Source organism: Acutalibacter sp., from assembly GCF_056800975.1.
The window spans coordinates 1-13,074 of sequence record NZ_JBQISV010000061.1 but is presented as its reverse complement, the minus strand read 5'-3'; the positions used below and the strand labels follow the sequence as shown (position 1 = coordinate 13,074).

13 protein-coding genes are annotated in these 13,074 nt (G+C 62.2%); 4 read left to right on the top strand and 9 right to left on the bottom strand.

Annotated features, from left to right (window positions below):
* Positions 1 to 108: 108 nt before the first annotated feature.
* The 7 genes from ACTO5E_RS07625 to nusB all read right to left on the bottom strand — a co-directional run bounded on the left by ACTO5E_RS07625 (position 109) and on the right by nusB (position 7,295).
* Positions 109 to 981 carry a zinc dependent phospholipase C family protein gene (locus ACTO5E_RS07625; protein ID WP_482302817.1) on the bottom strand — a complete coding sequence of 291 codons (873 nt, stop codon included), beginning with the start codon at positions 979 to 981 and terminating at the stop codon, positions 109 to 111.
* Between the two features lie 273 nt (positions 982 to 1,254).
* Entirely contained in the window at positions 1,255 to 2,166 is a 912-nt protein-coding gene (locus ACTO5E_RS07620) for an RluA family pseudouridine synthase (RefSeq protein ID WP_482302816.1), read from the bottom strand.
* Positions 2,166 to 3,089: a polyprenyl synthetase family protein gene (locus ACTO5E_RS07615; RefSeq protein ID WP_482302815.1), complete on the bottom strand. Its 924-nt coding sequence runs from the start codon at positions 3,087 to 3,089 to the stop codon at positions 2,166 to 2,168. Before ACTO5E_RS07615 ends, ACTO5E_RS07620 begins: the two co-directional genes overlap by 1 nt.
* Positions 3,086 to 3,298, bottom strand: coding sequence for an exodeoxyribonuclease VII small subunit (gene xseB, locus ACTO5E_RS07610; protein WP_482302814.1), 213 nt, complete (start codon positions 3,296 to 3,298; stop codon positions 3,086 to 3,088). The genes ACTO5E_RS07615 and xseB overlap by 4 nt, the downstream gene beginning before the upstream one ends.
* Before the next feature lie 391 nt (positions 3,299 to 3,689).
* On the bottom strand, positions 3,690 to 4,880 hold the full coding sequence (gene xseA / locus ACTO5E_RS07605) for an exodeoxyribonuclease VII large subunit (protein WP_482302813.1): 1,191 nt from the start codon (positions 4,878 to 4,880) through the stop codon (positions 3,690 to 3,692).
* Between the two features lie 1,036 nt (positions 4,881 to 5,916).
* A complete protein-coding gene (locus ACTO5E_RS07600) occupies positions 5,917 to 6,855 on the bottom strand; it encodes a Kae1-like domain-containing protein (protein ID WP_482302812.1) in 939 nt (312 codons plus the stop codon).
* Positions 6,852 to 7,295, bottom strand: coding sequence for a transcription antitermination factor NusB (nusB, locus tag ACTO5E_RS07595; protein WP_482302811.1), 444 nt, complete (start codon positions 7,293 to 7,295; stop codon positions 6,852 to 6,854). The genes ACTO5E_RS07600 and nusB overlap by 4 nt, the downstream gene beginning before the upstream one ends.
* 181 nt (positions 7,296 to 7,476) lie before the next feature.
* Here nusB and ACTO5E_RS07590 point away from each other — a divergent pair, with 181 nt between their 5' ends.
* Complete coding sequence (locus tag ACTO5E_RS07590; RefSeq protein WP_482302810.1) at positions 7,477 to 7,662, top strand: hypothetical protein; 186 nt, start codon at positions 7,477 to 7,479, stop codon at positions 7,660 to 7,662.
* Between the two features lie 324 nt (positions 7,663 to 7,986).
* Here the strand turns inward: ACTO5E_RS07590 and ACTO5E_RS07585 are convergent, their stop codons facing one another.
* Positions 7,987 to 8,754, bottom strand: coding sequence for a type III pantothenate kinase (locus tag ACTO5E_RS07585; protein WP_482302809.1), 768 nt, complete (start codon positions 8,752 to 8,754; stop codon positions 7,987 to 7,989).
* 16 nt (positions 8,755 to 8,770) lie between these two features.
* Complete coding sequence (locus tag ACTO5E_RS07580) at positions 8,771 to 9,451, bottom strand: ECF transporter S component (RefSeq protein ID WP_482302808.1); 681 nt, start codon at positions 9,449 to 9,451, stop codon at positions 8,771 to 8,773.
* Positions 9,452 to 9,751: 300 nt separating this feature from the next.
* On the opposite strand from ACTO5E_RS07580, the gene coaBC reads away from it, so the two are divergent.
* From coaBC to glyA, 3 genes are read left to right on the top strand one after another with little or no spacing between them, the layout of a single operon-like run.
* Positions 9,752 to 10,963, top strand: a complete 1,212-nt coding sequence (gene coaBC / locus ACTO5E_RS07575) for a bifunctional phosphopantothenoylcysteine decarboxylase/phosphopantothenate--cysteine ligase CoaBC (RefSeq protein WP_482302807.1) — start codon at positions 9,752 to 9,754, stop codon at positions 10,961 to 10,963.
* A complete protein-coding gene (locus ACTO5E_RS07570) occupies positions 10,960 to 11,388 on the top strand; it encodes a hypothetical protein (protein WP_482302806.1) in 429 nt (142 codons plus the stop codon). The genes coaBC and ACTO5E_RS07570 overlap by 4 nt, the downstream gene beginning before the upstream one ends.
* A gap of 47 nt (positions 11,389 to 11,435) precedes the next feature.
* Entirely contained in the window at positions 11,436 to 12,692 is a 1,257-nt protein-coding gene (glyA, locus tag ACTO5E_RS07565) for a serine hydroxymethyltransferase (protein ID WP_482302805.1), read from the top strand.
* Positions 12,693 to 13,074 lie beyond the last annotated feature (382 nt).

Genomic DNA, 13,074 nt, shown 5'->3' with positions numbered 1-13,074 from the left:
CCAACCAGGCCGCTCGCCGTCTTGCTCCGCAAGCCGCAGAAGCTTTGCTTCGCAAACCTTCCGCACCCGCGCAAAGACCGCGCGTCCGCGCTCGCTAAGCCTCCCATCTCACCCAAAAGGCCTCTCCTCTGTCAACGCCCCCAGGTCCTCCGTGTCAAACCCCTGAATCAGCCGGCAGGCCCGCTCCACCGCCTCCTCATACAGCTCATAAAAGCTCCGCTCACTGGTCCGGCCCTCCCATTCCCAGGCCGCGTGTCCGTCATTGGCAAAGTCCGGCTCCGGGTCCTCGGTCATGGGCACCAGATGAGAGGTAACATACCCCGGCTTCCCCCTCTCCAGCCGCTGAAACACCTGCCGCTTCAGCCCCGTCCGGTCCGTGCAGGCGGCAAAAATAAATCTCGCGTCCTTGGTGGCCTGATACAACTCCGCCTCCTCCACGTCCGTGCCATATACCGTAAACAGCACCTCCCGGTACAAACACGCAATCTTCCTCTGCACCCCCTCGTTTTTCGGGAAGCACTCCGTCAGCTTCACCTCGCTGGGCAGCTTCCCAGACCTCCACCGCAGCACAATAGCGTCCAACGCCGCCTCAATCTCACAGTGCATGGTAGAGGCATTCTCCCAGGGCCGCTCCTCAGCCAGCTGCCGGGCCCGGGCATTTACATAGGGGTGGGCGGCCGAGTCCAGGGCATAGTGGCACAAAAAGCCCATGACATAAGACCGGTAGGCCCCGTCCTCATGCCGGCGGAGAAACTCCCGCATGGCCGACAGGGTGAGGGAGGGCTGAGTCCTGTGCAGGGCCGAGCCATACTCCTGCAGCGAGCGCAGCTCCTTGCGGGCAGCGGCCTGCAAATACCGGTGGCAGAACAAAAAGTCCGGCCCCTGAGCGCCCCAGGCATAGGCGTAAAGGTCAGCCCCCGGCTGGGGCAGACGCTTCATCACATCAAAAATAAATTGTCGGTGAGTCAAACAGGCTGGCATAACGCCGCCTCCTTTCCATATTGTCAGACACCATTGTCAGACACCGCCGCCCAAAGCCCCCCCTGGCCCTCGCGCGGGCTTTTCTTAATACCTTTTCCGGCACAGCGTACCAAACCGCAATACCATACACAGCCCGACTGGCCGCGCCCCATACCAATCCAACGAAAAATAAACTACGCAGCCCGCACACCATCCCTGCACGACGCTGCCATAAAAATCACGAGAACAGCAGATACCAACTCAACAGAGGAGAGGGAAGAGGCCAAAGCCGCCTCACCCCCCAGCCGCCTCACTCACCTCATCCAGATATCCCCGGGAAGCCTCCTCCGCCCAGGAAAAACCCAAAAGCATATCCTCCGGCAAAGGAGAGACAAACCACCGCCGAACCCCCAACGCCCGGCAGCAGAGCCCCAGAGTGCAGCAGTGCAGGGCCTGCCGGCCCATCCGCTCCCGACTGCCCCCATAAAGATCATCTCCGGCCAGCGGGCGCCCCAAATACGCCATATGCGCCCGAATCTGATGGGTGCGCCCCGTTTCCAGCCTGAGAGCCAGCAGGGTGTGGCCGTCCCCCCGGGCCAAGGCCCGCCAGTGGGTGAGAGCCGGCTGGCCTCCTGCCGCCCCGCAGGCCCGGCGAATTTTGCTCCCCTCCGCCAGCCCAATGGGCGCGTCCACCGAGCCCTCCCCCCAAAGCTCCCCCTGGCACACAGCCAGATAGGTCTTCCGCAGCTCCGCTCCTGCCGCCGCCCGGTGCCTGGCCAAAGCCAGCAGTCCGCTGGTGTCCTTGTCCAGCCGGTACAGGGGCCGGACCCGGCACACCAGGCCGCTGCCGGCATACCAGCCGCTAAGGGCGGAGTAAACGCTGTCCCGGTCATGCCCGGGCGAGGGATGCACCGGCATACCCGGGGGCTTCTGCATGATCAGATAGTCCTCATCCTCATACACAATAGGGAAGGGGAGGCCGGCGTCCCCGGCAGGCGGGGGGAGCGCCTCCCGCAGCCTCAGCTCCAGCCGGTCCCCGGGGCACAGCCCGGCATTGGCATGACAGGGTATCCCGTTGACCCGGATGCCCCCCTCATACTTCACCTCAGCCAGAGTCCTGGCCGAGAGCCCCAGCTCCCGGCGGACAAAAAGGCTCACCGGCCCTCCGGCCCAGTGCTCCGGAACGTCATAGGCCAGCGTCCGCATCAGCTCTCCCGCCGGACCAGGCTCAGTGTGAGCTCCCGCAGAAACTCCGTGTTCCTGGGAAAAGCCCCCAGGGCGTCCAAGGCCTCCTGGGTATATTTTTCCACCAGCTCCTGGGCCGCGTCCGCCCCCAGCAGGGTGACATAGTTCCGCTTCTGATGGGCCGAGTCCATACCCGTGTTTTTCCCCAGCTTCTCCGGGTCTCCCAAAGCGTCCAGCACATCGTCCCGAATCTGAAAGGCCAGCCCCAGGGCCTGCCCATACCGGGCCGCGGCCGTCAGCCTTTTCTTACCCGTGCGGGTGTGGGTGGGGGTGGCCCCGGCATAGCAGCCCATCAGGCAGGCCGCCTCAATCAGAGCCGAGGTCTTGCCCCGGTCCATCTGCTCCAGCAGACTGGCCGTCACCTCTCCGCCGTCCGCAGTCAGGTCCACGCACTGTCCCCCCACCATGCCCCGGTAGCCGGCGCAGCGGGCCAGGGTGCGCACAGCCAAAAAGTCATGAACCACATTAGGGCACCGCGATATCGTCTCAAAGGCCAGGGTAAGCAGTCCGTCCCCGGCCAGCAAAGCCATAGCCTCCCCATACACCTTGTGACAGGCGGCGCGCCCCCGGCGCAGGTCGTCGTCGTCCATACAGGGCAGGTCGTCGTGAATCAGCGAGTAGGTGTGCACCATCTCCACCGCGCAGGCATAATACAGGCCCTGCTGCCACTCTCTGCCGCACAGGGCGCAAAAGGCCAGCACCAGCATGGGGCGCAGCCGCTTGCCCCCGGCCAGCAGACTGTAGCGCATGGCCTCCGTCACCCGGGCGGCAGGGCCGTCCTGCTCCGGGGGAGGCAGCAGCTTTTCCAGCAGCTCCTCCACCGCTTCCCGGTAGGTCTCGCAGAGCTCCGCCATGCTGGCCGCTCCTTCTGTCCGTTCCGTCATTCCAATTCCTCCTCAGGCCGCAGAACGGCCAGTTCTTTTACCTTCAGCTCCGCCCGGTCCAGGGTGTTATAGCACAGGGCCGAGAGCTTCGCCCCCTCCTCAAACAGGCTCATGGCCTCCTCCAAGGGGGCCTCGCCGCTTTCCAGCCGGTCGGTAATCTCCTGCAACCGAGCCATCGCGTTCTCAAAATTCAACTTTTTTGCGGGCATACGCTGACATCCTCTCAATCTCAATTTCAATAGACCTCTCGCAAAACAGACGCCTTTACGCAAATTGCGCGGTCAAGGGGCGTCAGGCCCCTTGCGGGGTTTGGGGCGGAGCCCCAAGGTCTTGCCGCAGGGCGCGCTCTTTGCGCCCGAAGGCCTTTCATTACCCAATATATTGATTTTCGCAAGAGGTCAAATATAAAAACCCATACAAGCTCTAACCAATGCAAGGCCCAGAGCCTGCCTAAAAACTCCCAAACACACTCTGCCTTAACCAGAAACAGTGCTTTCCACATCAAAAACCCCGAAAAGACAACACCCCTCCTGCCGTTTTCTCCCAGCCCCCCTCGCGCCTGTCCAAAAGCCTAGCATTTCTCCGACTTTCAAACACACTCTAAAGCAGCCTGGCCTGCCGCCTGCCCTTCTCCGCCTGCAGAGTAACCTCCTCCCCCTCAGGCAGAGCGTCCAGGTCCCGCACCGCCGCGCCGTCCCGGTAGATCACGCCATAGCCTCTGGCCAGCACCTTCAGGGGGCTCAGGGCGTCCAGCCTCCCCGCCAGCAGAGAGAGCCTCTGCCGGTCCCCGTCCACCCGGCTCTGGGCCAGCAGCCCCAGCCGTTCTGTCATACTGTCCAGTATTTCCCGGCGGCGGCGGGTATACTCCCGGGGCTGGCTCAGGGGCGAGCGTTGAAGCAGCAGGTCCGTCCGCTGCCGCAGCTGCCCAATCACCTGCAAAGCCTTGCCGCAAAAATACTGGTGATAGGCCTCCAGGTTTTCCAGCTGAGCCTCCAGCTCCGGGGTACACAGCTCCGCGGCCGCGCTGGGGGTGGGAGCCCGCAGGTCGGCAGCAAAGTCGCATATGGTAAAATCCGTCTCATGCCCCACTGCCGACACCACCGGAATCTGCGACCAGGCCACGGTCCGGGCCAGACTCTCATTGTTAAAGGCCCACAGGTCCTCCATAGAGCCCCCGCCCCGGCCAATAATGATCACATCGCAGGCCCGGGCGTGGTTCAGCTTTTCCACCGCCAGAATCAGCTGGGGCACCGCCGCGTCTCCCTGCACCTGCACCGGGCAGAAAACCACCTCCGCCACAGGCCAACGCCTGCCCAGAATCTGCAAAATGTCCTGCACCGCCGCCCCGGTGGGGGAGGTGACCACCCCAATGCGCATGGGCCAAGAGGGCAGAGGACGCTTGCGCTCCGGGTCAAACAGCCCCTCTCCGGCCAGCCTTTCCTTCAGCTGGTCAAAGGCCAAAGCCAGAGCCCCCACTCCGTCGGGCTGCATGGTCTCGGCATAAAGCTGATACTGGCCGCTGGGCTCATACACCGACACCCGCCCCCGAATGATCACCTTCATGCCATCCTGGGGGGTGAAGGCCAGCCGCCGGGCTGCAGCCGCAAACATCACCGACTTCAGCACCGATTGAGAATCCTTCAGCGAAAAATACATATGCCCCGACCGGCTGTTCTGGGTAAAGTTGGAGATTTCGCCGGTAATCGTAATATCCGCCAGCCGCCCGTCGCCCTCAATCAAAGAGCGCAGAAAGCGGTTGACCTGTGTGACAGTTAACAGCGTGCTGCTCATGTTGACTCCTTCCAAGCAAGTTTCTATATAATCAAGAACCAAGAGACGAAAGGCAACGCCGCACAAAGCCCACCCAACGAACCTTGCACAGGGTTTGCTCTCATCTTTTCCCACACATCACCTGACATTCGCCGGTCAATCGTGAGATAGACAGCGCGCAATCTGTACAGTCCGAAAAAGCTGACTGCGCACCCTCTTCACGCGGTATTGCCAAAACAGAGTGGGCAATCCCCCAAAGCCCGACAAAAATACCGCCTCCCCGCCAGCACAGAAGCGCCCGGCGAATCACCCGGCCAAACAGCAAAAGCGCGAGCCATAAGCTCGCTCCCCACACGCCGCCGAACCGCGCCGCCCTAGAGTCTGTTTCAAAACTCCGAAACGCCGTCTATTTTGCCCCCAAACGGCGCTTTCTGCGTCAAAAAACCTCGAAAGGCGGCAAGCCTTTCTTGCGTTTTTTTTTCCTTGAAAACCCTCGTTTTTGGACAAAAATCCGACATTTCTCCGGTTTTAAAACAGACGTTAGAGTTTGTCTGAAAACGCCGAAAAACCATCCTTTTGTCCAGTGACAAACGGTTTCTGTGCTAAAAATCCTCGAAATACAAAGAGTTTCTTGCGGTTTTCGCCTTGAACAAAAATACTGGCATTTCTCCAGTTCTAAAACAGACGTTAGAGTTTGTTCTGAAACTCTAAAACACAGTCTATTTCGACCAGAAATGGCGCTTTCAGCGTCAAAAAACAGTTTCTTTCCTAAAAACCTCTCATTTCAGCCGTTCTCCGGTTTTTAAACAGCCCCTGAGCCCGCCGCAAACAAATAAGCAGAGCCCCACCGCAAACCAGCCAACGCCCTCTCCACCGTCCATAAATGCAGAGAGAAGACCTCTTTCTCCGCCTCTCAAAAAAACCTCAAAGCTTTCTCTCTGCATTTACCGCCCGCAAAACAGGCCGCTCGCCCCCTTGCTCCGCAAGGGGAGGAAGCTTTGCTCCGCAAACCTTCCGCACCCGCGCAAGGGCAGCGCGTGCGCGCTCGCTGGGCCTCTCAGCTCCGCGCCGCAAAGCTCCCCCAGGCCAGCACCGCCGCCCCTACGCCGTTGTCAGCAGAAAAGGCCGGCTCCGCAAAGCAGGCCCCAAACCGGGCCTCCAACCGTTGCCGCAGAATGGAGTTCCCCGCCACCCCGCCGGAAAATACCACCGGCAGCGGCCCCAGCTCATCCAGCAGCCGGGCGCACATGGCTTCCAGCGCGGCGGCGACAGCCTCCATGCAGTGCCGGGCCACTTGCTCCGGCGGGCATCCCCGGCGAATCAGGTCCATGCACTGGTTCTCTACCCCCGAGAGGGAGCAGTCCGCGCCCTTCATGGCAGGCCGCACCCGCACCGGCTCCGGCCAGGCCAGCGCCAGCTGTTCCAGCTCGGGCCCGCAGGGGAAGGAGAGCCCCAGAGCCACCCCCACCCGGTCCACCGCCTGCCCGGCCTTCAGGTCCAGAGACTGGGCCGCCAGCTCCGCCGCCGGTCCCGCCCCGCCTCCCGGGGTGACCATGAGGGCCTCCGTAGTCCCCCCCGAAACATGAAAGGCCAAAAAAGGCCGCTCCAACAAATCCAGCCGCCCCGCCGAGTATAGAGCCGCGGCAATGTGTCCCTGCTGATGAGAAAACCGGTACACCGGCACACCCAAAGCCGCGCCCAAAACCTCCCCATAGCCCCGTCCCACTAAAAAACAGGGCATATACGACCCCTCAGCCGCCCGGGGCGTTGCCGAAACCCCAATGGCTGAAAAGCGGTACAACTCTCCCAGAGGAACCAGCAATTCCGGCAGCTGGCGGGTGTGGTGAAACACCGCGTCGCTCTGCCGCAGCCCCCGGGCCCCTGGCGCCACCGGCAGGGGAAGCTTCCGGTTTTCCAACGCCCGCGCCCCGTCATACACCCCTGCGGAGGTGGTGTAGTTGCTGGTGTCAATGCCCAAAAAACAGCCCCGGCTCATGCCTTTTCCGGCTCCTTACCCGAAGGGGCAGAGGACCGCTCCTGAGGCCTGTAGGTCCTTGCCACCGACCCCAGCACTCCGTTGACATAGGCGGAGTCCCCCTGCCCGCCGTAGGTCTTGGCCAGCTCCACCGCCTCGTTGATTACCACGCTCACCGGGGTGTCCCGCTGGTACATCAGCTCAAACACCGCCATGCGCAGCAAGCTCAGCGCCACCTTAGAGAGCCGGCGCAGGGACCAGCCTTTCAGGTTCTCCGTAATCAACAGGTCCAGCTCCGGCAGATGCTCCTCCGCGCCATAGGCCAGGGCCTCCGAAAAGGGGTCCGGGGCCAGGTCCCGGGCCTCATTGGCGGCTTGAATAATCACTTCCACAGCCTCCCCGCTGACAGCCTGCTCAAACAGCAGGCAAAAGGCTTCTTTTCTGGCTTCGCGTCTGGTCATGATGGCACCCTCCATTTTCTATGTCGCCCCGGCGTTTATACCGTATCTTATCTATTTTACCACAAAATTCCTCAAACTACAACTACCCGCAGGGCCGGCAGCAGAATATTTTTCTGTCCGGGGATTCCCGCCGCCGGACAGGGCATACTGTCCATGAGCAACGAAGGAAAGGATGACGATCATGAGCCAACAGAAACAGGGAATGGATATGGAAGCCCGGGCCTATTTTGACTCGCTGCCTCAGGTGCTGAAGTCGCAGATTGTGGAGAGCGGGGCAAAGCTGTGCACCCGCCAGGAGCTGGAGGCATACTGCCGCAACACATTGGGGGCCGCGCTCGCAGACAAAACGCCCCAGGCCCGGCTATAGGAAACGCAAGGGCGGCGCAGGTGCGCCCGTACCGCTGCGTGAACTATAAAAGCAAGCAGGGACTTTTCCGGCACACGGAAAGGTCCCTGGCTTTTTGCAGCAGGCCAGGCGGTTCCCAACAGAAAAGGCCTCCCCTCCAAGCCACTGGCCATGAGCCTGAAGGGAAAGCCTTCCTCCTGTATTCACCGCCTGCAAAACAGGCCGCTCGCCCCCTTGCTCCGCAAGGGGAGGAAGCTTTGCTCCGCAAACCTTCCGCACCCGCGCAAAGCCCGCGCGTCTGCGCTCGCTGGGCCCGCCCCCCCAACAGAAAGCCTCCGCTCCCGCCTATTTGGCGTTCTTCCTATAAAGAATGCGCAGCCCTTCCAGCATCAGGTTTTCGTCATAATGGAGCTCCCTGCGGCAATAGCTATGGATGAGCGCCATCAGCCCCCCCGTGGCCACTGCCGTCACCGGCTGGCCCAGCTCCTCCTCCGCCTGGCCAATCAGCCCGTCAATCATCAGCGCGCTCCCATACACTGCCCCGGCCTGCATACAGTCAACGGTGTTGCTGCCAATAAACCGCTCCGGCGGCCCCAGATGAATGTAGGGCAGCTGCGCCGCCCGGGCGGACAGCGCGTCCACCGACAGCCGCAGCCCGGGAATAATCAGCCCTCCCCGGTAAGCGCCGCTGCCGTCAATCACCGACATGGTGGTGGCAGTGCCCATGTCAAAAATAACCAGCGGCGGCTTGTATTTGGCTAACGCCGCCACCGCGTCCACCACCAGGTCCGCGCCCAGCTGGGCCGGGTTGTCCATGCGGATGTCCAGCCCGGTCTTCAGCCCGGCCCCCACGCACAAAAAGGTCTTGCCCGTCATAAGCCGCATGGCCTCCTTCATCACCATGCGCAGCTCCGGCACCACGCTGGACAGAATGCCCCCGGAGAGGCCGACGGGGTCCACGCCCCGGCTCTCCAGCAGCTGGCGCACCAGCAGGCAGTATTCGTCGGCGGTCTGGTCCCGGTTGGTGTGCAGGCGCAGGGTCAGCAGCAGCTTTTCCCCCTGCCAGCACCCCAGCACCGTGTTGGTGTTCCCAATGTCAATGGTCAATATCATCGAAAAGCTTCCTCTCTTACTTGGCGTTTTGATCCCGGCCCCTCTTCAGCTTCAAGGCCTTGCCTGCGCCAACCGCCACCGCCGGGGTCAGCACTGCCGCAGCCACAGCCTCCGGCACGCCGTTAGCCAGACTAAGAGTGAGAATCCCTCCCCACACCGCGTCCCCGGCAATGCCCTGAACCGCCGCAAAGGAGCCCCCCAGGGTCAGGCCCAGCAGGCCCATCACCAAAGCCGTGTTGACTGCCGCGCCCACAGCCCCGGCGGCTGCGCAGCCGGCGGCGTAGGTCAGCGTGCCGCCGCGGGGCAGCAGTTCAACTCCCCTGACCACCAGCCAGGGCAGAACCCCTACCAGAATCCGGGGCACAAAGCAGATCGCCACCGCCCAGAGGGAGCCGCGGCCCTCCCCGGGCAGAGGCACAAAGGGGGAGAAGGCAAAGCTCAGCAGGCTGGGGGCCATGGTGTTCTTCCACAGGCTGATGGCCCCGAACACGCCCCCCAGAAAAGCCCCCTTCCCAGGCCCCAGCAGCACCGAGGCAATAATCACCGGCACATGGAGAATGGTGGCCTTGATCATGGGCAGGTCAATGAGCCCCAGGGGCGTAAAGCCCATGAGAAGCAAAATGGCCGTAAACAGGGCGGTAAGAACCAGTCCCTGAATACCGGCGCGGCGGGTGGATGGTGCAGTTGAATTTGTCATAATGATTCCCTCCTGCAGCCCACAAATGTGGTGCCGCGAATGTTTAGTATGCCCCCTTGCTCCTCCTTTTTGGTCCTGCCCGCAGGCACGGCAAAAGCCGCCTCAGCCGGTACAGGCCAACAAGAGCTTCCAGGGCGAGCCTATTATACCTCCTTTCCGCCGGATTTGCAAGAGGGACCGGAAAAAATTTCAAGATGATCTCACAAAATATGGCGTTGACGCTTTACATTGCCCCTATAATTTGCTATACTGATCCATGAAATCGTAAAAAACTGTCAGAAACTGTCGCGGGAGGAAATTATGGAGCACGCAAAGAAAAAAACCGTGGTGCTGGGGGTGACCGGGGGCATCGCCTGCTACAAATCAGCCGCCCTGGCCTCCAAGCTCACCCAGGCCGGGTACAACGTGGAGGTGGTCCTCACCAAAAACGCCACCGAGTTCATCGGCCCCCACACCTTCGAGTCCCTCACCCACAACCGGGCCATGGTAGACACCTTTGACCGAAACTTTCAAAGCCATGTAGAGCATATCGCCCTGGCCGACAAGGCGGACCTTCTCCTGGTGGCCCCCGCCACGGCGAACATCCTGGCCAAAGCCGCCCACGGCATTGCCGACGACATGCTCTCCACCACCATTCTGGCCTGCGACTGCCCCAAGCTGGCGGCCCCCGCCATGAACACCCGCATGTACCAGAACCCCGTCACCCAGGACAATCTGAACATCCTGCGCCGCTACGGCTGGGAGGTGATCGAGCCCGCCAGGGGCCGGCTGGCCTGCGGAGCGGTGGGGCTGGGCAAAATGCCCGAGCCCGAGGACCTGCTTGAGGCCGTAGACCACGCCGTCCGCTATGAAAAAGACCTCGCTGGCCTGCGGGTGCTGGTCACCGCCGGCCCCACCCGGGAGAGCTTAGACCCGGTGCGCTTTCTCACCAACCACTCCTCCGGCAAAATGGGCTACGCCATTGCCAGGGCCGCGGCCCAGCGGGGCGCGCAGGTGACGCTGGTCAGCGGCCCCACCAGCCTGAAAAAGCCCGCCTATGTCGACTGCGTAGACATTACCACCGCCCAGGAGATGTTTCAGGCAGTAACCAGCCGGGCCAAAGACCAGCACATCGTCGTCAAAGCCGCCGCCGTGGCCGACTACCGCCCAACCGAGACAGCGGACCACAAAATCAAAAAAGCGGCGGGGGAGGGGCTGGCCCTCTCTTTAGAGCGCACCCGGGATATCCTGGCCTATCTGGGAGAGCATAAACAGCCCGGCCAGTTCCTGTGCGGCTTCAGCATGGAGACGGAGAACCTCATGGAAAACAGCCGCAAAAAGCTGGTCAAAAAAAACCTGGACATGGTTGCCGCCAACTCCCTCACCCAGCAGGGCGCGGGCTTCGGCGGCTCCACCAATGCGCTCACCCTCATCACCCCAGGGGGTGAGACAGAGCTCCCCCTGCTCACCAAAGAGGAAGCCGCCCACCGCCTGCTGGATCAGATCGTGGTGGAGAGGGGACGCCTGTCATGAAGAGCAGCAGGGCAAGGGCCGCGCTGCTGCGCACAGCCCTGGGCGTGGCCCTCACCTGCGCAGTCACAACCGTGCTGTTCTTCGCCATGCACGGCGTGCCCATCTGGGGCGCGCCCAGCCCAAAGGATGTGGAGAGCGTTACAGTTGAGTGCGGCGGGGCCAATGCCGTGTTTACGGACCAGGAGAAGATAGAGCTGGCGGTGAAGCTCATAAACCGGCTGAATTACCAGCCCTTCACGCCTGTATCAGAGGCCTCCCTTGCAGTGGGCCCGGACGTGGCCGTCACCTACCAGCTCAAGGACGGCCGGGAGCTGACCGCCGCAGCCAACTGGATCACCGGCTGGTGGAACGGGGAGGCCCACGCCCTTAAGGAGCCGGATATGTTCGTGAACCTGGCGAAGGGGATTTTCTGCGCAGATGACTGAGCTATAAGCTGACATATTACTATGATTATTTTTTGGAGGTAACTGAAATGTATAAGGACTTCATGGACGCCATCGGCTTCGTAGCAGAGAGCGACCCCGCCGTGGCCGCCGCCATGGACCGGGAGCTTACCCGCCAGCGCCGCAACCTGGAGCTGATCGCGTCCGAGAACATCGTCTCTCCGGCGGTAATGGCCGCTATGGGCACCGTGCTCACCAACAAATACGCCGAGGGCTACCCCGCCCACCGCTACTACGGCGGCTGCGTCCATGTGGACGAGGTGGAGGACATTGCCCGCGACCGGGCCTGCAAGCTCTTTGGGGCGGACCACGCCAATGTGCAGCCCCATTCCGGGGCCCAGGCCAATCTGGCGGTGTATTTCGCCCTTCTCCAGCCCGGCGACACCGTCCTGGGCATGAACCTCTCCGAGGGCGGCCACCTGACCCACGGCTCCCCGGTAAACATGTCCGGCGCGCTCTACAACTTCGTGGCCTACGGGGTAGAGCCCGGCACGGGCCGCATCAACTACGACAAGGTGATGGACCTTGCCCTGAAGGAGAAGCCCAAGCTGATTGTGGCCGGGGCCAGCGCCTATGCCCGCGCCATCGACTTTGCAAAGTTCCGGGAGATTGCCGACGCCTGCGGGGCAAAGCTCATGGTGGACATGGCCCACATCGCCGGCCTGGTAGCCGCCGGCTGCCATCAGAACCCCGTGCCCTATTCCGACGTGGTCACCACCACCACCCACAAGACCCTCCGGGGCCCCCGGGGCGGGCTCATCCTCTGCAAAGAGGAGTACGCCAAGGCCATAGACAAGGCCATCTTCCCCGGCACCCAGGGCGGGCCGCTGATGCATATTATCGCCGCCAAGGCCGTATGCTTTGGTGAGGCTCTGCAGCCCGATTTCCAGGCCTATGGCCGGCAGGTGGTGAAAAACGCCGCCGCCCTGGCCCAGGGCCTGCTGAGCCGTGGGGTAAAGCTGGTCTCCGGCGGCACCGACAACCACCTGATGCTGGTGGACCTGAGCGGCCTGGAGCTCACCGGCAAGGAGCTGGAACGCCGCCTGGACGAGGTGTACATCACCGCCAATAAGAACACCGTGCCCGGCGAGCAGCGCAGCCCCTTTGTCACCAGCGGCCTGCGGCTGGGCACCCCCGCCGTCACCACCCGGGGCCTCACCGAGCCCGACATGGACCAGGTAGCCCAGTGCATCGCCCTGGCCATGGAGGAGGGCTTTGCGGAGAAGAAGACGGCCATCCAGGGCATGGTAGAGGCCATCTGCGGAAAGTACCCCCTGTACCAGTAAACGCGAAGTTGACTGAAACGCAGAAAGCTAAAACAAATACGCGGTCCAGGTGCGTTAGGCACCTGGCAGAGTCCAGGGACAGAGTCCCTGGCCGCCGGAGGCGACCTTGGCCTTAGCGCCGCAGGGGGAAGGTCCCCAGTGGGGACCGTTCTGACCCGACCGAGCCGACAGGCGAGACACAAAAAACACTCAAAGCGCGAAGCGCTCCTCGTCATTTTTGAAAAAAATGACGACCCACCGCAGCCCCACCCCAAACCACACAGCCCAAGACAAACCTGACCTCCCCAGGCTGCAATCGACTGTTATCCACTGACGCGAAACGAGGTGCAAGCATGAAACCTTTGGTTCTTGGAAATATTTCATATGGCATGTACGCCATCGG